The sequence below is a fragment of the Psychrobacter sp. ANT_H59 genome, from assembly GCF_008369225.1.
Classification (GTDB): domain Bacteria; phylum Pseudomonadota; class Gammaproteobacteria; order Pseudomonadales; family Moraxellaceae; genus Psychrobacter; species Psychrobacter cryohalolentis.
This window is the reverse complement of record NZ_VOBE01000004.1, coordinates 62,271-86,159: the sequence shown is the minus strand read 5'-3', so window position 1 is coordinate 86,159 and position 23,889 is coordinate 62,271. Positions and strand designations below refer to the sequence as shown.

Below are 23,889 nucleotides of genomic sequence, written 5' to 3'. Positions count from 1 at the left end.
AAAAAAAGCCCTTGATAAATCATTAAGGGCTTTTTTTATGCATGTAATATTGGTTATAACATTAAGCAATTATCATTGATTAGTAATGCTATTCCATCGTCTCCGAGTCATTGTGCATACTGTGATCCATTTGGCTCATATCGTGGTGAGTCGTATTATCCGTATCAGTCATCATCATAGTATCACCATGCGCCATGCCCATGCTATGACCGCCGCCATGATTACCATGCATACTGGACATGGCGATAGGAACGAAGACCACAGCCAAACCTGATAATACCATCACAGCACCATTAAGCTGTCTTAAGCGAAAACGTCCAATCTTATCCCGTAACCAACCAACGGTCTCATGAGTAGCAACTAACATCGGTACGGTTCCTAAGCCAAAGACGAACATCAAGGCAGCACCGCTGAGAGGATTGTGCGCGACCACAGCGATAAGTAGGGCGCCATAGACTAAGCCACAAGGTAAGAATCCCCATAGAAGACCGGCAGACAATGCTCGCGGGAAAGTATTGAGTGGAAATACTTTTTGACGAATAGGGCTTAGGTATTGCCAAAATCGCATACCAAAACGCTCAAGTCTCTTTAAAAATGGTGCACCAAGCATGGTCATGCCGACGAACACCAATACCAAACCAAGCAAAATACGTGGTGCACTATTGCCTTGCATCAGTGGTTGTAATACGGCAGTACCTAACAGTCCTGCGATCAAACCCAAAAATGCGTAGCTGGTTAAGCGACCGAAATGATAGGTCGCCACCAATGCACGGCGCTTGGCGGGGCTGACATCTTTCATCGACAGACCAAAGGCAGTTACTAAGCCGCCACACATACCTAAGCAATGCGGCGAACCAAAAAAACCCATTAATAATGCCGCAACGAGTAAAGCTGTGGTCATGGGAAGGTACTCCTAAAAATGGTAAAAAGCGTACCGACTTACCACTGTCTTATGCAGATAGAATAAGTGGGTAACGCATTAGTAAAATAGCCCAAGGCTATGTTTTTGAGTTCTTGTCTGTATCAGAGAGAGGAGGGGCGACAATATGCGCATTATTTAGCTTATTAGATTCTTTTTCAATCGAAGTAGTATCGCTCACTTCTTTTACTTCTTGAATAGGTGTTACATTTTCTTGAGCTTGTATGACTTGTCGACGTTCTTGACGATCATCTAAAATAATGCGCTGGGAGGCGTTATCCAAATCCTCAAATTGATTGGATTTGACCGCATAACGTACTGCCCAAATCGCGACCACAAACAGCATGAGACTTAATGGAATTAGTAAAAATATACTGAGCATGGCACATCTCTTTAATCGCAGTTTCTTTTACTATTATACACCTGTTGCCAGTGAGATGGTTGACCTGTAAGGACAAAGGGAAAAAGGTAGATAGTTATGAGGGTATGTTTCTAAAATTGAGATACAGACTCTAGTCGTCAGCAGTTTTGGCAACTTTACCTCTTGGAGTCAACAGCTGCTGCGACGTCACTTCTTTAGCTTGGCGACAATTTGCTTGAGGTCGTATCACATCGCGTAGATAGGCGGCAACTTCATAAACCGCCCGCCTAGAATGGCTTAAGTTTTGTGCTGGCTCCATCCAGTCACGTATAACGGGTAAGGGGGCATTAATCGCTGTGCTATTGATGCCGTTTAAGGCAAATTGTCTGCGAGCACGTGCCATATGGTAGCTGTCGGTGATGAGATAGACATGATGCAGAGGGATACGTTTTGCCGTAAATCGCGCATTCTCGCAAGTATTCATACTGGCATTTTCGCTGATTAACCCATCAATACCATGCTCAATCAGCCATTGACCAAGCCAAGGCGCTTCAGCACCACTGAGTACAATGGGCAGAGGAAGGTCGTGATAGGCTGTAGCGGCAGCACGGGCACGATTAAGGCTATAGCGATTGAGGATAATTTGGTTGTTATTATCATTGGTCAGACCGCCACCCAATACCACATAAGCGGTAGGCGGCGAGCTCATAGCAGCAGATGGCATTTTTGGTAATGGCAGATGAGCCAATATATAGACTACTGCTTGAGAAAATAGCGGCGTGAATAAACTGATGAGGACTAAAATAACTGTCGTTGCACCCAGCAAAAACGTGGCATTGATAATACGAAACAGCTTGATCATACGCTCAGCTGAACGTAAATAATGTCGCCATAGGCGATTAGACCATGACTGCTTAGACCACATGCTCATCGTATCCAATGGAGCCATCGGCATTTACCCATACTGGCTCACGCGACAGTTGAATCGCAAATTTCTTATAGACAGTATCTATAATATATTTTTGAGCAGCGGCGACATCTTGTTTGGTAGCAATATACGGCGCGTGATTGGTCAATACTAGCGCTTGCTGCTGATGGGTAAAAATAGGCTCTATACCGCCGCCTTTTAGACCCGCTTGTTCGATAAGCCAGCCGGCTGCCACTTTAGTCATTGCGTCAGGCATTGGGTAGCCAACGATAGCCGGATAAGATGATTGCAGCGTAGCAAATTGATCTTGAGGGACAATAGGATTTTGAAAAAAGCTGCCGCAATTTGGTAATTGCTTCGGGTCAGGCAGCTTTTGCTGACGAATCTCAATGATGGCATGCATTACGTCAGCGGGCGTCGGTTTGGTGCGACCTTGCTGTATCGCATAGTTCTGTGCGACGGTCTGTACATCACCATAGCTTGCCAATATTTTTGTCGCATCAGTATGCAATCTAAAACCCACACGGCTGATTAGCCACGTATTCGGCTGACGTTTAAACATACTGTCACGATAGCCGAAATCGCAGTCGACTGTGGTCAAATCATGCCACGTTTGACTTGGCAGATGGTAAGCACGTACAGACTGTAAACAGTCCTCTAGCTGAACACCATAAGCGCCAATATTTTGTATGGGAGCAGCGCCAGTCAGACCAGGTATGAGGGCAAGGTTTTCGAGTCCATACCAGCCTTGAGCGACTGTATGTACCACCAAGTCGTGCCAGTTTTCACCTGCCATTACCTCGATATCGACATGAGAGTCTGTTTGCGCTGTCACCTTTATACCACGCATTTGTGGTCGTAAGACAATCGCATTGAGCTTTGCTGGTAGTAGCACATTGCTACCACCGGACAAGACAAATAATGGCTTTCTATGCTGAGTATCTTGCTCATAATACGCCATAAACTCATCAAGTTGCACCTCATCCGTTAAGGTAACTACAGAGTCAGCCATACATGCCAAAGCCATGGTATTGCTATGAGACAAATCAGCTACGTCATCAGATAGAGTATGTGGTGCACTGGGTTTAGAGCATAAAGCTGAAGTCATAACATAGCCTATGGGGCAAGTAAACAAAAAGTCATATGGTATTTATTATAAAGGATGCTAGGTATAAAGGTAGCAAAAATATAGCGCCTTATGATTACTATATCTTCCAGCTTTCAATCCAAGCTTGTGCACTTGATTCGATACGCTCGATTACCTCTTCAAAAGCATCGCCATCACCGGTGTATGGGTCTGGCACATCATCACCGCCGTAAGTGGGATCTTCCTCACTAAATAAAGCCAATTTTGCTAATTTTGTATCGGTATTTGTTATACCGTTTTTAATACTCTGCAAGTCTGCTAAATTTTGTGCATCCATCGCCAAGATTAAATCAAAATCGCGAAAGTCATCAGCACTGACTTGGCGCGCGACCAATTTATTGATTTTATAACCGTGGGCTTTGGCATGACGCTGTGCGCGCTCATCAGGTGCATGCCCAATATGCCAATCTCCAGTTCCCGCTGAATCCACCTTCATCGACAGCCCTGCGATCGCTGCTTGCTGACGAAAAATCTCTTCGGCAGTCGGTGACCGGCAGATATTCCCCAAACAGACCAATAATACAGATGACGGAGTAGATGCTTTGATGGGCATATGATGACCTTTTGTCGCAATAAAAAAACATGCTATCAAAATCAACACTAAAAATGTGATTTATAAGCATGCTATAGAGTGTAAGTTAATGAGTGATAGCGTAACGGTTAATACCTTGAATGGCAAGGGCAGAGAGTAAACAATAGGGTCAGCGGTTCATGCATACCCGCTAGCCGTATTATTATTTAAGATGAGGCGATATTATTAATGATCTTACCAACAGAGCTAATCTTGATTGCTCTTAAAACGATGTAAATCACGGCGCTCTTTTTTATTGGGTTTGTTGTCTGGACGGGCAAGGTTGGCAAGTTTACGCTGCTCGGCATAATAGTCACGGCGAGCGATGCTTTCTTCGGTTTCTGAATACAATACTTCAGCTGCTGTTGCGTTACCGCGTTGCGCCGTTAGTGCTTCAACAACGACTGTCTTTTCAGTCATGGCAGTGGCTGATCCTTGACGAATCTGCAATTCATCGCCAACAGTAATCTCTTTACTGGTCTTTGCGCGGCTACCTGCGTAATGTACGCGCCCGCTTTCGATGGCTTCTTTGGCAAGAGTGCGAGTGCGGTAAAAGCGTGCAACCCATAACCATTTATCAAGACGCATACGAATAGCATCAGGATTGCTATGACTGGGCTGATTGTGGTTTTTATTATGCTTACTCATCAAAACCTCATAGATATCAATAACGTAAGATTATAATGGTGGTATTTTTAATAATTAAAAGAGCACTAAGCGATTAACATCGTTTTTGTCATTGAAGTTATTGACAACACTGCTGTTCACAGGGGATGCCGTCATGGTTATTATCCATTTTTGTATTAGGACAGTGCTATAAAATTTAAGTGGCTTCTGTGCATTATGTCATTTGAGAGCAATGCTTTCGGCCACTGATGAATTGATAGTCTACGTTTAGTTTTATTTTAAAAATAACTGATAACCAACATTATCATTAAGCATGGTGCAGTCGTAACCGATATCGAGCAGCGCATCTTGTAGTTGGCGAGAGTTACCCTCAGAGGCTTGTAAACCGACCAATACTCGACCTTCAGCAGCGCCATGATTGCGATAATGAAACAAGGTAATATTAAAATCGTCACCCAATTTTTCTAAAAAGGTCAATAAAGCACCTGGACGTTCTGGGAAAGTGACTTGTAATAACTGCTCATTTTCAACATGAGCATGGCCACCAATCAGATGACGGATATGGGATTTGGCAACATCGTCATCGGTCAAGTCGTGTGCTGTATAGCCATCAGCTACCAATTGCGTACGGATGGTTTGACGCTCTTTGTCACCTTCTTTTAATGCAATCCCGACGAATATCGCCGCAGGTTCCATAGAATCAGGTGATTTCTTGCTATCAGCACGGTAATTAAACTCAGTAATATTACGACCGTGCAGACTACGGCAGAAGTTTAAGAAAGCGCCAGTCTGCTCAGGGATCGTTACGCCAAAGATGGCTTCTTTTTTCTCACCAATCTCAGTACGCTCAGCGATGTAGCGCAAGCGATCAAAATTCATATTAGCACCGCAGATGATGGCGACGCAGTTTTTGCCTTGTAGATTATGAGCCTCGATGTATTTTTTCATGCCAGCAACTGGCAGTGCGCCAGCAGGCTCAACGATACTACGGTTCTCTTCAAAGATATCTTTGACAGCAGCGCAAACTTCATCATTGGTACAAGTGACGACTTCAGGATCGACGACAGGACCGGACTTATCGCTCTTCTGCATACGAACAATATCAAACGGTAATTCTCCGATTTGGGCAACTGCCACACCATCGACGAACAGTCCCACTTGTTCAAGTTTGACTCGCTCATTAGCTTCAAGCGCCGCTTTTAGTGAAGCTGATTGGTCGGCTTCTACAGCAATGACTTTGACATGCGGGGCAACTTCGCCCAAAAACGCAGCGACGCCAGAAATCAGACCACCACCACCAACTGCTACAAAAACGTAATCCATATTGCGCCATTGCTGGGTGAGCTCAAGCCCGATAGTGCCTTGTCCAGCAATCACCAGCTCATCATCATATGGTGGGATAAAAGTCAGACCTTCACGCTCAGCGCGATCAATGGCATAGCGATTGGCTTCATCAAAGCTATCACCGTACAAGTCGACATTACCGCCAAGTGCTCTGACGGCATCTACTTTGATATCAGGAGTAGTGGTTGGCATAACGATAATGTTATTAAGAGCAAGTTTACGAGCAGAATAGGCAACCCCTTGGGCATGGTTGCCCGCCGATGCGCAAATCACGCCACGTGCTTTTTGCTCATCATTTAATTGGCTAATGCGATTATAAGCGCCGCGCAGTTTAAAGGATTTTACCGGTTGCAGGTCTTCACGTTTAAAACGAATGTCATTAGCAAAACGTTGGGTCAGCTTGGGTGCCGCTTCAAGTGGTGTTTGAATAGCAACGTCATAGACGGTGGCTTGCAAGATGGCTCGTACCCAATGTGACAGCATAATGATTCCTAAACTTGTGAATGTATGAATGAAAAAGTGCGATTAATTATAATTAAATAAGCAAGTCGCCAGCAGCGACAAAAAACGCAGAGAATGATAAAAATCAAATGGATTAGCCTATGCTGATTTTAAACATGTTGCAAGACACAATTACAGTTTTTGCGGTGGTTTGGTAGTCGATACTCATCAAATAAAGATAAATTATAACGAGTACGGCTTTTTTTGCTTATTTAGCCAAAAAAAACTTGAGTCATTTCCATATGTCTGTATTATTGGACATATGGAAATGATTGATGCTATGACAAGTTTTGCCGCCCTCTCACAAGAAACCCGCTTAAAGGCATTTCGACTGCTGGTCAGTCACGAGCCTACAGGATTACCTGCGGGTGAAATTGCGCGCCAATTGTCTGTGCCGCACAATACAATGTCAACGCACTTAGCTGTGCTGGCACGAGCAGGATGGGTGATATCAGAGCGTCAGAGCCGGCAGATTATCTATCGTGCTTCTTTATCACATATGCAGACCGTCATTGAGTTTTTATTACAAGATTGCTGCGCTGGACATCCAGAGCTGTGTGCGGCTCTTGTTAATAACTTAAATGGCTGTTCAACCGATAGATAGTCGCGGTGCAATTAATACGTTAGATGATAGTGTTAATAAACAGCGCAAGTGTTAAGTCACTACAAATCAAAACCCGCCCCCATTATACATTCATAAAAAATAGGTGAGATTACGATGACATCTTTGATTTTTCACAACCCAAAATGCGGTACTTCTCGTAATACCTTAGCCATTATGCAAGCGTCAGGGGATAATCCAGAAGTGATTGAATACCTTAAAACACCGCTGAGTCGCGAGTATTTGGTTGAGCTGTTGGCAAAAATGGCTCTCTCTCCACGGGAGCTGTTACGCAGTAAAGAGTCCATTAATGATGAGCTGGGTTTAGATAACCCTGCGGTATCTGATGATGAGATTATCGATGCCATGATTGCCCATCCTATCTTAATCAATCGTCCTATTGTAGTCACAGATAAGGGCGCGGCGTTGTGCCGACCATCGGAGCGAGTGTTTGAGTTACTAGAGAACCCCGTGAGTAGCTTCACTAAGGAAGATGGGGAAGTGATTTATCATGGCAAATAATACAGCAGATTTGAATGTGGTCGATTTGTATAATTTGCCTAATATTGATTCAAGTCTTATTCATCCTATCGATATTGAGTCTTTAATAGGCGCAAATGACCCACGTCATGCGCCAAAAATATTGGTGTTATACGGCTCATTGCGCACGCGTTCCTTTTCAAAGCTAGCAGCCGAGGAGGCAAGTCGTCTATTGCGCTGGTATGGTTGTGAGGTGAAGATGTTTGATCCATCTGGCTTGCCATTACCGGATGCTGTTGATGCAGACCATCCTAAAGTGCAAGAGCTGCGTGAGCTTGCGCAGTGGTCAGAGGGTATGCTGTGGGTCAGTCCCGAACGTCACGGAAGTATGACCAGTATCATGAAAGCGCAAATTGATTGGATCCCGCTGTCATTGGGCGGCGTCCGACCAACCCAAGGCAAGACTTTAGCGATAATGCAAGTCAGCGGAGGTAGTCAAAGCTTTAATACGGTCAATCAGCTGCGTATTCTTGGGCGCTGGATGCGCATGATTACTATCCCAAATCAGTCGTCTATTCCAAAAGCCTTTTTGGAATTTAACGATGATAATCGCATGGATAAATCGCCTCTGTATCTGCGCCTTGTTGATGTTTGTGAGGAGCTGGTAAAGTTTACCTGGCTTACTCGTGGACGCTCAGCCTATCTGACTGATCGCTATTCTGAACGGGTTGAAAGTGCTGAGGAAGTATCAAAGCGTGTCAATCAAAAATCGATTTAATTTTTAATTCTAAATTGACCTAATATCGATTGGATACTTATTCAATAAAATAGGCTAAATCAAGTAGGCTTCATGAAGCCTACTTGAATAAATGTCACTAAGTTTTCTTAAGTAAGTCTGCTTAAGTAAGGTAGTTCATGCTCGCATTGATTATTTTTATCGTTACTTTAGGGCTAGTAATATGGCAACCTAAAGGTTTGGGCATTGGTTGGAGTGCGATGGGCGGGGCGTTGGTCGCCCTAGCTTTTGGTGTGGTGCAATTATCTGATGTCGGTGTCGTGTGGGACATCGTTTGGGATGCTACCTTTACCTTTGTCGCCCTGATTATCATCTCTCTTATCTTAGATAAGGCTGGGTTTTTTGCTTGGGCAGCACTGCATGTAGCGAGATTGGGTAATGGACAAGGGCATCTATTGTTCCCTATGATTGTGATATTAGGCGCTTTTATTTCTGCGTTTTTTGCCAATGATGGGGCGGCATTATTACTGACCCCGATTGTGATTGCGATTTTATTACGGTTAAATTTTTCGCCGCCATCTGCATTGGCATTTATCATAGCGACTGGTTTTATTGCTGATACTGCAAGTTTGCCCTTGGTCACATCTAACCTCGTTAATATCGTTAGTGCTAACTACTTTGATATTGGTTTTGGACGTTATGCTGCGGTTATGGTACCGGTCAATATTGTCTCTGTACTAGCGACGCTAGTGGTGCTATGGATATTTTATGCACGCCACATTCCAACACACTACTCGATGGCGGACCTTAGTGCACCTGAGTCAGCGATCGAAGACACCTTGGTTTTTAAAGCTGCCTTTCCGCTACTGGCTTTGTTGCTTGTCGCTTATTTTGCGACAGAGTCGCTTGGTATTCCTATCTCGCTCGTTACTGGCGCAGCTGCATTACTGCTCATGGCGATTGCAGGGCGATTTTGGCAAGGCGGTCGTGGGGCGGTGATGTCCGTGCCTGAAATTGTCCGTAAAGCACCTTGGCAGATTGTTTTATTTTCTATTGGTATGTACTTGGTTGTTTACGGTTTGGGCAATGCCGGATTAACTGCCTACGGCGCTCAGATCTTGAATTGGTTAGGGCAACAAGGTAATCTAATAGCAACCTTGGGCACAGGATTCCTCTCTGCTATCGTGGCATCTATTATGAATAACATGCCCTCTACCTTGATAGGCGCACTAGCGATTGATAGCGCCCAAGTTCCGACCGCCACTCGTGAGCTTATGATTTATGCCAACGTTATTGGCAATGATTTAGGACCCAAATTTACGCCTATGGGCAGTCTTGCGACTTTACTATGGCTGCATGTATTGGCAGAAAAAGATTATAAAATTAGCTGGAGGCAGTATATGAAGATTGGTTTGATTATTACGCCGCCAGTATTATTAGTCACCTTGTTAGCTTTAGTATTTTGGTTGCCATATCTGTCTTAGTTTTAAAATTTAACGTCATATCTTATTATTAGAGGTGCTATTACGCTGACATCACTCAAAGTCATCGGTTATAATAGCGGCGCATTTTACCTCTTTTACCCTTTACTTTTTTTTAAAGCGATACGTTTATTTTGCCAAGGACTTATGATGAGTGATCAGCAAGCACAAAAGCAAGCCGCCGCCCGCGCCGCCCTACGCTATATCGAAGATGATATGATACTTGGCGTAGGGACAGGAAGTACAGTGAACTGTCTGATTGAGTTATTACCAACAGTAAAGCTGGCTGGCGCAGTTGCAAGCTCGCAGGTGACAGAAGATAGATTGCGCGCACTTGGTATCGAGATTATTGACTTAAATTTTGCCGGTCAGCTTGATGTATATATTGATGGTGCTGATGAAGTAAACGCGCATTTGCAACTGATTAAAGGTGGCGGCGGTGCGCTCACGCGTGAAAAAATCGTTGCTGCTGCATCGAACAAATTTGTTTGTATGGTTGACGCCAGTAAAAGTGTCGAGATACTAGGGCGCGAATTCCCAGTGCCGATAGAGGTGTTGCCACAAGCCCGCTCATATGTGGCGCGCGAGTTGGCCAAAATGGGCGGTGAGCCTGTTTATCGTGAAGACTTTGTCACCGATTATGGCAATGTGATTTTGGATACTTATGATTTAGATGTCAGTAATCCAATAGCACTTGAACAGCAGCTTAATAATATCGTCGGTGTGGTCTGTAATGGTATCTTTGCTGCTAATCAAGCCGATGTGTTGTTAAAAGCCAGCAGTAATGGGGTTGAAGTACTGACTCAATAATCAATAAGCGCTTGTTTATTAGACACTAACTTGGTTATCACATATTAAAAAGGCAGAGCACATAATTTGTGCTCTGCCTTTTTAATATCTATGATTGTATAAATAGCTTTTGAAAAATAGTATCTATATTTTGATTTTGTCTTTTAGCAAAAACTCCATCAAGGCTTTTTGCGCATGTAAGCGGTTTTCAGCTTCATCCCATACCACTGAGCGTGGGTCATCTAACATATCATGAGAGATCTCCTCACCACGATGCGCTGGCAAACAGTGCATAAAGACTACTTCAGAATCGGCTTTATCTAGCAGTGATGGTGTCACTTGATAAGAGGAAAAACGACGCGCACGCGTGTTTTGTTCAGACTCTTGACCCATGCTTGCCCATACATCAGTGACAATTAAGTGAGAGTCTTTTGCCGCTTCTTGTACGTTTTCAACGATACTCACGCAATGTGAGAAGCGTTTCATCAGCTCAGGGTCAGGCTCAAAGCCATAAGGCGCGGCTACTCGTAGCTCAAAGCCAAACTGATTGGCAGCTTGCATGTAGGATGCACACATATTGTTGCCATCACCGACCCAAGTGACAATTTTATTTTCGATACTACCGCGATGCTCGTAGTAAGTTTGCATATCAGCCAACAACTGGCAGGGATGAAATTCATCCGTTAAGGCATTAATGATTGGTACGCTTGAGTATTTTGCAAAGGTTTCGACTTTTTCGTGACCAAAGGTGCGAATCATAATGATATCGACCATGCTAGAGATAACGCGCGCGGAATCCTCAATTGGCTCACCGCGTCCAAGTTGGGTATCATTTGGCGATAAGAAGATAGCGCTACCACCAAACTGTCCCATGCCGGTTTCAAACGAGATGCGTGTACGGGTGGATGACTTCTCAAATATCATACCGAGCGTACGACCAACAAAGGGCTGGTATATCTCGCCTGCATGTTGCATATGACGCAATTCACTGGCGCGTTTGATGAGATTTTCTAGTTCTTGTTTGGTTAAATCAGATAAGGTCAAAAAATGGCGCAAACTCATAGCAATCCTAGCAGTCGAACAAAGTCAATGGAAATGATACGTTATCAGCCGGCAATGATATCGCGTCAATGCGTATACTGGAGTGACAACAAACTTTTAGTATAGCGCAATTACTCTCAATGTAAATGTCCAATTTGCCATGATTTATCAGTCATGCAAAGCTGCATTCGATGAGACATTATCTGACATGGCGATTACATCTGTATACGATTTGGGCGTACGCTTAGACGACATAGTAGCTCATAGCCAATCGTATCAGCATGGGTGGCAACTTCATCAACATGCGGCGCATCACCCCATAGTATGACCTTGCTATTTAAAGCGCTACTCTCTGGTACAGCGCTCACATCGATGACAATCATATCCATTGCGACGCGCCCAATCACTGCACATGAGTAGCGTTGCTGATTTAAGGCGTCAATGACTGAAACATAAGCATCTTCATTGACAACGCGGGGATATCCATCACCATAACCAATACTAACGAGAGCCGTTTTAACATCTTGCTGAGCTATCCAGCGGCTGCCATAACCGATGGCGTCGCCAGCTTGTACGGTCTGCAAGGCAATAATTTGTGCGCTAAATTCCATGGCTGGCTGCAAATTTAGCGTATACGCGCTTTGGTCGATAACAGGCGCACTGCCATATAACATAATGCCTGGACGTACCCAATCATGATGATGCTCTGGGAAATTAACGATACCAGCAGAGTTGCACAACGATCCTTTAATATTGGTACTGACTGTTTGTCGTAAAGTATTTAGCATGTCATTAAAACGCTGAATTTGTATGGCATTTAATGGGTGATCTTGATTGTCGGCATTGGCAAAATGGGTGGTCAAAATCAGCTGATAGCCAGCATCATGCAGAGATTTTGCGGCTGAAATAAGCGTTTGGTTATTAAAACCTAAACGATTCATACCCGTGTTGTACTTTATCCAAACCACTCTAGTGGCACTATCAACAGGTGGTATTTGCTCTAATGCCCAGTCCAATTGCGGCGCATGATGAATCACGCAACTGATATCGTGTTCAATTGCTTGTCGCCATTCATCAACAGTAAAGGCCCCTTCAATAAGACCAATGGTTTTTTCCCAGCCCAATTGCCGTGCTTCTAACGCTTCTCTTAAAGTAGCGACACCGATACCATCTGCTTGCTGTAACGCTGGTAGGACGGCGGCGACGCCATGTCCATAGGCATTGGCTTTTACCATCGCAAGAACCTTAGATTTTGGTGCTAACGCTTTTACTTGACTAAGATTATGAGTAATGGCGGCAGGCTTGATAGTGATTGTGCGCATAATCGTCTTCTTTTTTAGCAAAGTTATGAAGGAATAAATTTATAAAGCCAGTAATTCATCAATTGAGTTGATGAGTCACTGGCCATTTTTACGAGCAATTTTGATGAGTAATTATCTGTCAGTTTTATTATTCGTCGTTCTCAAAACTGACATTTTGATAGTATTCTGGCGTCAAATTGATAAAGCGGGTAAATTGTCCTTCAAAACCCAAACGTATGGTGCCGATAGGGCCGTTACGCTGCTTACCAATAATGATTTCAGCCACACCTTTGTGGTCTGAGTTTTCATTATAAACCTCATCACGATAGATAAACATAATCAAATCGGCATCCTGCTCAATCGCACCAGATTCACGCAGATCCGACATAATAGGACGTTTGTTAGGACGATTTTCTAGACTACGGTTAAGCTGCGACAAGGCGATAACTGGACATTCAAGCTCACGTGCTAGTGCTTTTAAACTTCGAGAAATCTCAGAGATTTCCCCAACACGGTTGCCATCTAGGCCGGGTACTTTCATTAATTGTAGATAATCGACAATGATAGCGCCAAGCTTGCCATCATGATTTTTGGCAATACGGCGGCAGCGTGAACGCAGCTCAGAGGGTGGCAAGGCAGTACTGTCGTCAATATATAGATGCTTTGACTGCAAATGCTGAATGGCGTTCATCATTTTTGCCCATTCATCTTCATTCATTTGCCCTGACCGCAGATGTGTCTGGTTGATTGCGCCCCAAGATGATAGCAAACGCATCACGATAGATTCTGCGGGCATCTCCATCGAAAATACCACTACAGGCAAATCTTCATTAAATAAAATCCCTTCTGCTAAGTTCATCGCAAAGGTGGTTTTACCCATTGATGGACGCGCAGCCACAATGACTAAATCGCCTGCTTGTAAGCCTTGGGTTTTATTATTGAGCTCAACAAATGGGGTTTGTAGTCCAATCATGCCATCTGGATTTGATTTGAGCTCTTGGATTTTATCAATGACATTGGTCAATACGGCAGTAATACCGACAGGTCCACGCTGCTCTGCACGTTTATTATGCTGCTCATTGATGCTAAATATTTTTGCTTCTACGTTATCTAAAATATCGCTGACGGTTTGGTCTTTGGGATTATAGGCTAGGGTCAACATATCATTGCCGGTAGTAATCAGCTGACGTAGTGTCGATAGCTCGCGTACACGCTGGGCGTAAGCCGTCAGGTTAAACAAAGTTGCTGGACTTTGGCTCAAGATATCCGCCAAATAACTGTCACCGCCTGCACTTTTTAGCAGCTTTTGTGCCTCTAACCAATCATGTACCATAACCGTGTCATAAGGCTCATTGACTGCAGCTAAATGCGCAATAGCATCAAAAATATACTGATGTCGCCCAGCATAAAAATCGTCTTTGGTGACGATATCTGCAATCTTATCGTATGCCTCTTCGATACTCATCAAAGACGCCAGCAGCGCCTTTTCAATATCGATATTGTGCGGCGGTGTTTGATTGAGTAAGTCGTCGGTTTTTTCAGTATCTGCCATGAGTGCCTAATATTTCAAAAGTCGGTATAGATGGGTATTGTTGTCAGTATTTATTTTAGTCATGATACAGCAAAGCAAGCGCAATGCACCTCGATGAGAGAAGTACCAAAACGTCATCTCACGCGTGCCAGTAAATGCTACAATCAAAAGCGAAAGTTTAACACATTATGTGATTTTTTCAGCTCAGATAAGTAATTATCTATAAAAATGCCTGCTTCTATGAAATGAAGTTCATGGCATATAACACAGCTTAAAATACGTTCATTTATCATAAAAAATACAATAGAATCAGCTTCTTAATATAATAATAGGATGTTAGTGCTATGCAAGAAAAATTGCCATTATTAATCACGACTGGTGAACCTGCGGGTATTGGTATGGATATCGTACTGCTGCTAGCGGCTGAGGGTAAGTTACAGGATTTTGATCGTCCAGTTTGGGTCACGGCAGATAGCAAGGCAATGCAAAAACGTGCCGATGAGCTCATTGCTGCGGGCATATTAAAAAGCTGCCCACCTTGGAAAACGATCAATGCAAATGAGGCAATTATAGAAGACGATGATTTTTTAAATCAAATGTCCCAGCAGAGTATTAACAGTGGCGCTATTAATAATGATAATGCTTTTATCTTATTAAATATTCCCTGTGCTTCGCCCGTCGCTTGTGGGAAGATTGATATCAATAACTCCGCAATGGTGGTTACGCAGTTGGAAATAGCGCATAAACTGGCAGCCAACAAAACAGTCGCCGCTATCGTCACCGGACCACTACAAAAATCTGCATTGATAGAGGCTGGTATTAAACTGTTAGATGGCACGATGTTTAGTGGGCATACGGAATTTTTTATGCAGCAAAGTGGCTGTGATAAAGTCGTCATGATGCTTGCTAATGAAGCCATGAAAGTGGCACTTGTTACCACGCACTTGGCATTAAAAGATATCCCTGCAGCCATCACTGCCGATAATGTACGCCAAACAGTGCAAATTGTTATCGATGATATGTGTGAGAAATTTGGCTTGAGGCAGTCGCGTATCTTAGTTTGCGGTCTAAATCCGCATGCGGGCGAGGGCGGGCATTTGGGCATTGAGGAGATTGAGATTATCAATCCAGTGCTACAAGAATTTATCAATATTGGGATAGATATATCAGAGGCGATGCCAGCGGATACTTTATTCACGCCGAGACATTTAGCCAACTGCGATGCAGTGATTGCCATGTATCACGACCAAGGGTTGCCTGTACTCAAGTCACATGGCTTTGGTGATACAGTCAATTTGACTTTGGGACTGCCTTATATTCGTACTTCTGTCGATCACGGTACTGCGCTTGATTTAGCGGGACGCGGCGGTGCCAGTGCCACAAGTCTATATCAGGCACTCCTCATGGCAAATGAGATGGCGGATAAATCGCTCATAAATAGACCTCTTGCATAAGCTGGCACCTTAGCGACATTTGTCACGCAGTATTGGGTAATTTTAGTTTGAGCAATACCTATTTATAAATTGCCAAATAGGCTCTACTTAATGTTAGCTAACTAATACTCACTACTTATTGTGCAGTTATATCTTATTGATAATTTATATTGACTAAGGAGAGGTATGAGAAATCTGGGATTAGAAGAATGGAAAAATATTTTTAATATTGGCTTCTTTTTAGTTGTAAGTACAATTGGGATATTGTCTTATCTACAAGCTCGTAAAACACTATTCTCCCCAATAAAAACTGAGATATTCAAGTTGCAGATAGAGGAATTTAAGAAAATCCTAGAGGCATTTAATTATAAGAATCAAAAACAATTTGATGAAGAAACAGGTATTCAAGAAGTATTCAATATAAACGCTTGTAAAATGCACTTGAATTACATCGACTGCTTTTTTAAAGATCAAGTTCAACTATCAGAGGAGTTTAGTCAGAAACTAGAATCTGCTGCTTATGGAACAATTATGAGTAAAGAGAACTTTTTAAAAAATTTCAGGCATATATCTGTTGGTGAGGACGTGGAGGAAGTACCTCGCATAAGTGATCGCAATCCAGTAGAGCCTGCCTTGAAATTAGCAAAATGGCATGAATATGAGCAAGTGGAGATAAATTATACTAAAAAGTATAACGATGCCACAGAAGAGCTTTCTAATCTAGCTTCGTCTCCTTTACTTCCAAAGGAGTTAGTAGAGAAAATCCATAAAATAATAGAGATAAACAGAAGTAATTTAACTCTTATAGGTGACGTTCTTACTGAAGCTGCGAAAAAAATGCCCACTCAATATACAACAATTGATCAGACTGTTAAATTTGATCCAACTTGGATTTGGAACGAATATAATTCTTCTCGTGAAAGTTTAGACCAAAGTGTTAGTGATGTTCTGAGCTACATCAATAAACACCTAAAAATAAACGAAATAATGAAGTAGTCATATAATAAGAGTAGAGGACTTTATCAATGGTTAAGTAATTGTTGAAGCTTAATTACCATCAACTAAATACGCCATAAATAAATTTTCATAATGAGGGTTTATCGGGCAATTGTTTTACCCAAAAGTCAGCTTACTATGAGCTGGCTTCTTTGTTTTTTGCTACCACTTTCGTAGCAAGCACATCATGAAGTACACTCCGAATATTTCAAGTAATCAAACCGCTGATATCATCAGCTTACAGCCGGAGGTTCAAGTCCTCACTAGGGAACCATGCTTATTCCCATAATAGTCGTTATAATAAACGATTTCAGAACAAAATAAGGCACTGTGTCGATTGCGCTAAGGTATGAGTGGTTTATCGATAAAATATCTCAAAAAGACAGTGCATTTATGAGCTGTGTTATAATTCATTGATATATAATCAGCACATTGCTGCCATAGCGCTATAGCCCATTTATCTTTTACCCATTAAGAATTTTTTATGTCAAAAACTACATTTGATGCTCAATCTATTACCAACAGCCTACGTGCTGCCAAACACCAACCGCGTAAACGCTTTGGTCAAAACTTCTTACATGACCGTAGTGTTATCCGTGAGATTGTTGAGAGCATTCGCTTAGAGCGTGATGACAATTTGATTGAGATTGGGCCAGGGATGGGCGCATTAACTGAACCGTTATTAGCTGAAGTAGATGCGATGACCGTGGTCGAGCTAGATCGTGATTTGGCAGATAGCTTGCGTATCCGTATTGGGGCTAATAGTCATCCAAATTTTGAGATTATTAAAAACAATGCCATGCATGTGGATTATCGGGAGCTTTATAGCGATGAGCGCGGCAAATTACGCGTGGTGGGTAATCTACCGTATAACATCTCAACGCCCATACTCTTTCACTTACTCAGCTATGCCGATGTGATTGAAGATATGCACTTTATGCTGCAAAAAGAAGTGGTTGAACGTATCACCGCTGATGTCGGTAGCAAAACCTATGGTCGCCTATCGGTCATTATGCAGTATCACTGCCATACGGATTATTTGCTCACCGTACCACGTGGTGCTTTTAATCCGCCGCCAAAAGTGACCAGTGCCGTATTTCGTCTGACGCCGCACATTATTAAGCCAGTCGTGGCAGAAGATGAAGAATATTTTGCATTGGTAGTGCGCGAAACCTTTAATCATCGCCGTAAAACGTTGCGCGCTATATTCAAAAAATCAACGTTATTGCCGACGTTGAGCGAAGACGATTTTGCAGCTTGCGCCATTGATCCACAAGCCCGTCCTGAAACCTTAAGCGTGAAAGATTTTGTCAATTTGAGCAATCAAGCGCGTAAAGTAGAAGGCTGATTTATCAGTGCTATTCATACCGCAGATATAATTGATTGCTAAGTAGTATCTACAATATCCACAAGAAAGATTGAGAGCTTATGAGTTATCGTCATCAGTATGTCATCGGTGATTTGCAAGGCTGCTATGCTGCGTATCTTCAGTTACTTGAAACATTGGATTTTGATCCAGAACAAGATAAATTATGGTTTGCAGGCGACTTAGTGGCACGTGGCGAGGACTCTTTAAATACCTTGCGTCATGTCAAAGATTTGTGTGAGCAAGGGGCAGCCGCGACCGTACTTGGCAATCATGATATCAATTTGCTAGCCGTATGGCGTGGGGCGACGAAAATTAAGAAAAAAGACAAAACGGCACCGATTTTTGCAGCCGATGATTGTGATGAGTTGCTAGAGTGGCTACGTCATCAGCCATTATTGGTTTATCCTGATAAGCATACGGTGCTGGTGCATGCCGGTATTCCGCCGCATTGGAGTATTGAAGACGCCGAAAAATATGCACATCAGTTAGAGTCGCAGTTGCGCAGTCATTTGAAACAGCTTGATAGATTGTTGCCAAATCTCTATAGCAAGACGGCAGATAATTGGCATGCAGACATTCATGGATTTACGAAAATGCGAGCGATTGCCAATTATTTTACTCGCATGCGCTTATGTCAGCAGGATGGGCTGCTTGAATTTAGCTTTACCTCAGGGCTAGATGAGCGCATGCCAGAGGATTTTTTGCCTTGGTTTGAATGGCAAGTGCCGCGCACGCGTAAGGTATTATTTGGGCATTGGGCCGCACTCAAAGGTGAGATTGATCTGCCTTATGCTCGTGCACTAGATGGTGGCTGTGTTTGGGGCAATCATTTGCTAGCTTATCGCTTAAGTGATGGCAAGACCATCACGTCAAGTGCGCAGTGCTTGCCTATATCTTCTTAATTTTTTAGTGATTCCAAAAACCAATCAAGCCATCAAATTAACCCATTAACTGGGTAGATTTGGTGGCTTTTTTGGTTTAGGTAGTGGCGTTTTGGCGTCGCCTGCAACTTTGTTATCAGCAGTGCTGTCTTGACTAATCGCATCAGATACCGTCTGATTATTCTCATCAAACGCAGCATGCGTTTTACCATATTGAATATCCTGACTATAAGGGACGCTGCTAAGTGCTTCCTCTGTCAGACCATCATCAAGCTCAATGGTTTTATTCATGGCTGGTTTATTGACGGTAATATGAGCTTCGCGGTTGTTTAGTTCAGGACTCAGCTGATGCTCTGCTGATGGATTAGTATAATGTATATCAGTGACCGCCTGCTGTCCTTCTATTTTCTTCTGCAAGGCTTTTGGGAGCACTTTGACATCAGATAAGCGCCTTACCACATAGTTTTTAGGAAGTGGCTGATTGCTATTTTGTGATGCGGTATCATCGAAAATCATCTGACCTTGGCTATCAATACGTGCATACTTCATCGGTTTGTCGCGTGGCCAGAAAAAGTCAGAAGGATGCGTCATTAAGTGGCTGAAGAGTTGCTTAGTTAAGCGACTCCAATCAACGAATTTCACCTCTTTTGAGCGTAAAGCGACAAGAAGTGCCAGTGAGAAACTGACGATCAAGTTGACCATACCGATAAGTAAGACGCCAAAGACAGAAAGCAGCACCACTTGCCACTCTAGCTGATTGGACGACATATTAAATAAGCCATGAGCCAAGTTCGCTGAAGCAAAGGCAATATGGCGAATATCAATTGGTAAGCCAAATAAGAAACCAATCGTTGCAGTACTTCCTAGGAAAACCCCAAAGATAAAGTTGCCCATGATGGCACCAAGATTGGCTTCTATAAAGCCGCCTAAACGTTGTAGCCATGCTTTGGGTAATAAATACTGTAATAGCTTATGACGCTGAATACGGGCGCCTATCTGGTTGTAGACCGCCAAATTATCATAATAGCCAGCAATCAGACCCGATAAGAATAAATACACCCCAGCAATAGCAGCATGTGGCAAAGCTAGTGAGCGAAAAGGGTCGAGATCATGAAGTAGGTGAGCCGCCTTATCGGTATCAATCATCGGCGCGCCAGTATATTGCAACCAAGCAAAAGAGATGATCAAGGCGACTGGTATAGCCATCATAATATTACCCATGATGGCAATGAACTGGGTGCGTAAAATATCGACCACCAATTCAGACAGCTTATTTAACTGATGGGACTTTTTACCCGAGCTGTCTGATATGGTTGAGGCGATAGCTGCCGCTGTCATGGCAGGCTGTTTGGTAGCGACTGTACCATGGACAATATGGATGAAAACAAAGCCCAAACCATAAATCATACTATTGACAAAGGCGCGACCCATTGGTGCGAGAGCCAAGTGGTATGCCAATATCTTAGTCGTCGCCATAAAAGCAATGATAAAGCCACCGATAGAGGCTTTTTTAAACATCTTCTGATAACCGGATTTATCAGTACTAATATAGTGTTCGCCAACGCGGCTGGCGTTTTCAGTGACTTTTCGCGATAGCAGCTTAGTATTATTGTCAATCAAATAGCCAATACTATAACGATGACTGGCAGTCGTAATCAGCGCTTGAATCAACTCAATTATTGCCCGATCGCGCTTATCGTAGTTGTTTGCTACCAGCTCAGTCAATATGCGCATGCGCTGTAAGCTTTGATCTAATCGTAGCATCATGTTGGTTAGGCGAATAGAGATACCGGTTTTGTAAATGCGCTTGCGTATGGTGGCAACGATGTCTTCGCATTGCTCAATCATGACCAATAGAGGCGCTGGATCCACGGCTTTTTCAGGAATAATGTCGGTTAAGGTGTCGAGCTCATGTGCTTCTCGGTACTGATTGACGTACAAGACTGCTTCTTGATTTTGTGCCACAAACGACGCTGAATAATTCAGCATTTGCGGGTAAGATTCCATCAAATCTGGATGCAAGCCAATACCGCTGATACGATACGATAAAATGATAATCGCGTTTAAAATACTGTTTTTTGCCGTCGCGACTAAGTTTAGATGCTGCTCATGGACTTTGAGTAGCCCGACCAGCTCATCCCATTTTTCTTTTTCGATATGGGCAAGCCAGCGCTCATCAGAGCGTTTATCAAATAAATAACCGACCAATTCTACGACAGAATCTTCTTGTGGCAGTAGTGGCAAAAAACGATGACCAATCAAACGGCGCAAACTGTAAAAGAAACCCTGATCTGACATAATGCCAGTGTCGGTATAAAGAGCGATCTGGCGGTATTCGATAATAAGTTTTAAGACAAAACTCGACAGCCCATCGCCATATTCTGGATGCTGACGTAAAACTTCAATAAGATTTTGAATATTCTGATTGGCTAAAGTAGGCTCTTTATCACTTACTCGTAGCTCATCGATTAAGCGCTTAAGTACCGCGGGATCTGGTACATCACTTAAGGCAGTAATCTGTTGTAAAATGTGTTTTATCTCTGACACATCGTATCCCTTATGGTAGTTATTTCAATCATCGTTATTATGTAGTATGTGAAATAAGACATCTTCTTCTTTTAGTGACTGGCTGTAATTATCACTGTTGCGATACATATCTTTATTAATTTACCGCTTGTTAATTTACTACGCCCTCATTTATAAGTTTTAGTATATTTCTATTAAGTTTAAGGCATTTGGTTTTGCGTTATTTTAATCGTAACGGCTCATCAATAGTCAACTATTTTGTTAGCAGGTATTTTGATGATTATTGTGTCAATTTTATGAAGATATTTTTGGCAAAAAAAGGGACAGTAGCGTGACTGTCCCCTTAATCATAGTGCGGCAGGGCTTACTTTATTATAAAAGTAACCAATTAGCTAGCAGGTACGTCAAAGTAATTCAGGTCAAAGTTCATCATCGGATCACTACCAGCTTCAACCATCTGAGCATGGGCATCGATACGTGGCAAGATACGACCAACGAAATAATCAGCAAGCTTGGCTTTATTGGTGTAAAAATCACCTTCTTTGCCATTGGCCGCCTCAACCATCAACGCAAACATATACGAGTAGGCTAGGTAACCAAAGGCATGCATATAATCAACCGCACAACCGTTAATTTCATTCTTACGCTCACCAATATTATTGAGCACCGTTGTGGTTAGTGCTTCAATTGTATCAGCAGCATCTAGCGTCGCTTGCTTGATACCGTGCTCTGCTTGCATATTATTGACGAAATCACGAATTTCACCTAAGAAATGGGTAACGTATTTGCCGTTATTTTTCGCCACTTTACGACCTAGTAAATCAAGTGCTTGAATACCATTGGTACCTTCATAAATCTGGGCGATACGCGTATCACGAACGATTTGCTCCATACCCCATTCGCGTATATAGCCATGACCGCCAAATACTTGCTGACAATCAATGGTGGCTTCTAGTGCTTTGTCGGTCAAGAATGCTTTAGCCACGGGCGTCAATAGTGCAACACGTGCGGCAGCAGCTTGAGCGGCCTGTGGATCAGTACTAAACTTCTCTTCATCAAGGTTTTTGGCAACGTACATCGCAAAGCAACGTGACGCTTCAGTGTTGGCTTTGGCATTTAATAGCATACGGCGTACATCGGCATGATGAATGATGGCATCCGCTGGTTTTTCTGGGCTTTGCAGTTGGGTATCGCTACGACCTTGACCACGGTCATTGGCATATAACGCCGCATTTTGATAAGCAAGCTCAGAACCGCCAAGCCCTTGTAGACCCATGGTGACACGCTCATAGTTCATCATAATGAACATTGATGACAGACCAGTATTTTCTGCACCAACCATCCAGCCTTTGGCGCTATCAAAGTTCATCACACAAGTGGCAGAGGCTTTGATACCCATTTTATGCTCGATAGAGCCGACTGCTAGGGTATTGCGCTCGCCTAAGCTGCCATCTTCATTGACCAAGAATTTCGGTACGACAAATAGTGAGATACCTTTTGAGCCTTCTGGTGCATTCGGTGTTTTTGCCAGTACCAGATGAATGATATTGTCAGTTAGGTCATGCTCACCGCCAGTGATAAAGATTTTGGTACCAGAGATATCATAGCTGCCATCATCATTAGGGATAGCTTTGGTTTTGATGATACCCAAGTCAGTACCAGCATGTGGCTCTGTCAAGCACATGGTGCCAGCCCATTCGCCGTTGTACATTTTCTCTAAGTAAGTTTGCTTTTGCTCTTCAGAGGCAGCCGCGTTTAGGCACAGTGTCGCGCCAACAGTTAGGTTTGGATAAAGGGCAAATGACTGGTTGGCCGTGAAGACCATCTCTTCAGTCAGCATGGTGACCATTTTTGGAAAACCTTGACCACCGTATTCAGAGTTACCGCTTAAGCCAACCCAACCTGATTCTGCATACTGCTTATAAGCCTCTTTAAAACCAGTCGGGGTGGTCACAACGCCATTACCTTCAAAGGTTGCGCCTTCTTCATCACCGCTACGGTTGATAGGCAATAACACGTTTTTTGACAGTTTTGCCATTTCTTCCAAAATCATATCGACGGTTTCCATGTCAACATGAGCAAGGTTTTCGTTATTTTGCCAAAATTCATGGGCTTTAAAAACGTCAGTTAAAATAAAGCGCATGTCGTTAAGAGGGGCATTATAAACAGCCATAAACATTCCTTTGGTTCAAATAAATAAAAGTGAGTTGAACAAATTTATAAGAGATCTTTTGAGTTGGGCTTAATATTCATTATTAAAGTTTAGCAAATTAGCTTGCGCACGGGTGTATTTGTTCGTGAATTATGCGTACACCAAAAGTATGGA

The 23,889-nt window shown here is 43.0% G+C and carries 21 protein-coding genes and 1 pseudogene; 9 read left to right on the top strand and 13 right to left on the bottom strand.

Annotation, left to right across the window (positions count from 1 at the left end; translation table 11 throughout):
- Positions 1-88 precede the first annotated feature (88 nt).
- From FQ083_RS07940 to ilvA, 8 genes and pseudogenes are all read right to left on the bottom strand, one after another.
- Positions 89-901 carry a sulfite exporter TauE/SafE family protein gene (locus FQ083_RS07940; RefSeq protein ID WP_149409475.1) on the bottom strand — a complete coding sequence of 271 codons (813 nt, stop codon included), beginning with the start codon at positions 899-901 and terminating at the stop codon, positions 89-91.
- A 97-nt stretch (positions 902-998) separates the two neighbouring features.
- Positions 999-1,301: a cbb3-type cytochrome oxidase assembly protein CcoS gene (ccoS, locus tag FQ083_RS07935; protein WP_149409474.1), complete on the bottom strand. Its 303-nt coding sequence runs from the start codon at positions 1,299-1,301 to the stop codon at positions 999-1,001.
- Positions 1,302-1,431: 130 nt separating this feature from the next.
- Entirely contained in the window at positions 1,432-2,211 is a 780-nt protein-coding gene (locus FQ083_RS07930) for a YdcF family protein (RefSeq protein WP_259275410.1), read from the bottom strand.
- Positions 2,195-3,316, bottom strand: a complete 1,122-nt coding sequence (murB, locus tag FQ083_RS07925) for a UDP-N-acetylmuramate dehydrogenase (protein ID WP_149409473.1) — start codon at positions 3,314-3,316, stop codon at positions 2,195-2,197. The genes FQ083_RS07930 and murB overlap by 17 nt, the downstream gene beginning before the upstream one ends.
- A gap of 97 nt (positions 3,317-3,413) precedes the next feature.
- Positions 3,414-3,908, bottom strand: coding sequence for a low molecular weight protein-tyrosine-phosphatase (locus FQ083_RS07920; protein ID WP_149409472.1), 495 nt, complete (start codon positions 3,906-3,908; stop codon positions 3,414-3,416).
- A 225-nt stretch (positions 3,909-4,133) separates the two neighbouring features.
- Entirely contained in the window at positions 4,134-4,574 is a 441-nt protein-coding gene (locus FQ083_RS07915; protein WP_149409471.1) for an RNA-binding S4 domain-containing protein, read from the bottom strand.
- Positions 4,575-4,671: 97 nt separating this feature from the next.
- A pseudogene (locus tag FQ083_RS12845) lies at positions 4,672-4,731 on the bottom strand (excalibur calcium-binding domain-containing protein); the annotation flags it as partial.
- Between the two features lie 95 nt (positions 4,732-4,826).
- A complete protein-coding gene (gene ilvA, locus FQ083_RS07905) occupies positions 4,827-6,380 on the bottom strand; it encodes a threonine ammonia-lyase, biosynthetic (protein WP_149409470.1) in 1,554 nt (517 codons plus the stop codon).
- A 298-nt stretch (positions 6,381-6,678) separates the two neighbouring features.
- On the opposite strand from ilvA, the gene FQ083_RS07900 reads away from it, so the two are divergent.
- The 5 genes from FQ083_RS07900 to rpiA all read left to right on the top strand — a co-directional run bounded on the left by FQ083_RS07900 (position 6,679) and on the right by rpiA (position 10,506).
- Positions 6,679-7,002: an ArsR/SmtB family transcription factor gene (locus FQ083_RS07900; protein WP_262881032.1), complete on the top strand. Its 324-nt coding sequence runs from the start codon at positions 6,679-6,681 to the stop codon at positions 7,000-7,002.
- Between the two features lie 114 nt (positions 7,003-7,116).
- Positions 7,117-7,521 (top strand): arsenate reductase (glutaredoxin), encoded by a 405-nt coding sequence (arsC, locus tag FQ083_RS07895; RefSeq protein ID WP_149409468.1) that lies wholly within the window; start codon positions 7,117-7,119, stop codon positions 7,519-7,521.
- Positions 7,511-8,257 (top strand): arsenical resistance protein ArsH, encoded by a 747-nt coding sequence (arsH, locus tag FQ083_RS07890; protein WP_149409467.1) that lies wholly within the window; start codon positions 7,511-7,513, stop codon positions 8,255-8,257. Before arsC ends, arsH begins: the two co-directional genes overlap by 11 nt.
- A gap of 137 nt (positions 8,258-8,394) precedes the next feature.
- Positions 8,395-9,699 (top strand): arsenic transporter, encoded by a 1,305-nt coding sequence (locus FQ083_RS07885; protein WP_149409466.1) that lies wholly within the window; start codon positions 8,395-8,397, stop codon positions 9,697-9,699.
- A 147-nt stretch (positions 9,700-9,846) separates the two neighbouring features.
- The gene (rpiA, locus tag FQ083_RS07880; protein ID WP_149409465.1) at positions 9,847-10,506 is read left to right on the top strand and encodes a ribose-5-phosphate isomerase RpiA; all 660 of its coding nucleotides are present in this window, start codon (positions 9,847-9,849) and stop codon (positions 10,504-10,506) included.
- 123 nt (positions 10,507-10,629) lie between these two features.
- Here the strand turns inward: rpiA and argF are convergent, their stop codons facing one another.
- From argF to dnaB, 3 genes are all read right to left on the bottom strand, one after another.
- Positions 10,630-11,547, bottom strand: coding sequence for an ornithine carbamoyltransferase (argF, locus tag FQ083_RS07875; RefSeq protein ID WP_011513792.1), 918 nt, complete (start codon positions 11,545-11,547; stop codon positions 10,630-10,632).
- Positions 11,548-11,741: 194 nt separating this feature from the next.
- Entirely contained in the window at positions 11,742-12,848 is a 1,107-nt protein-coding gene (alr, locus tag FQ083_RS07870; protein WP_149409464.1) for an alanine racemase, read from the bottom strand.
- A gap of 127 nt (positions 12,849-12,975) precedes the next feature.
- A complete protein-coding gene (dnaB, locus tag FQ083_RS07865) occupies positions 12,976-14,379 on the bottom strand; it encodes a replicative DNA helicase (RefSeq protein ID WP_011513790.1) in 1,404 nt (467 codons plus the stop codon).
- Positions 14,380-14,702: 323 nt separating this feature from the next.
- Here dnaB and pdxA point away from each other — a divergent pair, with 323 nt between their 5' ends.
- From pdxA to FQ083_RS07845, 4 genes are all read left to right on the top strand, one after another.
- Positions 14,703-15,812 carry a 4-hydroxythreonine-4-phosphate dehydrogenase PdxA gene (gene pdxA, locus FQ083_RS07860; protein ID WP_149409463.1) on the top strand — a complete coding sequence of 370 codons (1,110 nt, stop codon included), beginning with the start codon at positions 14,703-14,705 and terminating at the stop codon, positions 15,810-15,812.
- Between the two features lie 165 nt (positions 15,813-15,977).
- Positions 15,978-16,787, top strand: a complete 810-nt coding sequence (locus FQ083_RS07855; RefSeq protein ID WP_149409462.1) for a hypothetical protein — start codon at positions 15,978-15,980, stop codon at positions 16,785-16,787.
- Between the two features lie 484 nt (positions 16,788-17,271).
- Positions 17,272-18,135 carry a 16S rRNA (adenine(1518)-N(6)/adenine(1519)-N(6))-dimethyltransferase RsmA gene (rsmA, locus tag FQ083_RS07850; protein ID WP_011513787.1) on the top strand — a complete coding sequence of 288 codons (864 nt, stop codon included), beginning with the start codon at positions 17,272-17,274 and terminating at the stop codon, positions 18,133-18,135.
- An 80-nt stretch (positions 18,136-18,215) separates the two neighbouring features.
- Entirely contained in the window at positions 18,216-19,058 is an 843-nt protein-coding gene (locus tag FQ083_RS07845) for a symmetrical bis(5'-nucleosyl)-tetraphosphatase (protein ID WP_149409461.1), read from the top strand.
- A gap of 45 nt (positions 19,059-19,103) precedes the next feature.
- Here the strand turns inward: FQ083_RS07845 and FQ083_RS07840 are convergent, their stop codons facing one another.
- Together FQ083_RS07840 and FQ083_RS07835 are read right to left on the bottom strand one after the other, a co-directional pair.
- Entirely contained in the window at positions 19,104-21,584 is a 2,481-nt protein-coding gene (locus FQ083_RS07840; protein WP_149409460.1) for a site-specific recombinase, read from the bottom strand.
- Positions 21,585-21,951: 367 nt separating this feature from the next.
- Positions 21,952-23,736: an acyl-CoA dehydrogenase C-terminal domain-containing protein gene (locus FQ083_RS07835; protein ID WP_149409459.1), complete on the bottom strand. Its 1,785-nt coding sequence runs from the start codon at positions 23,734-23,736 to the stop codon at positions 21,952-21,954.
- Positions 23,737-23,889: the final 153 nt, after the last annotated feature.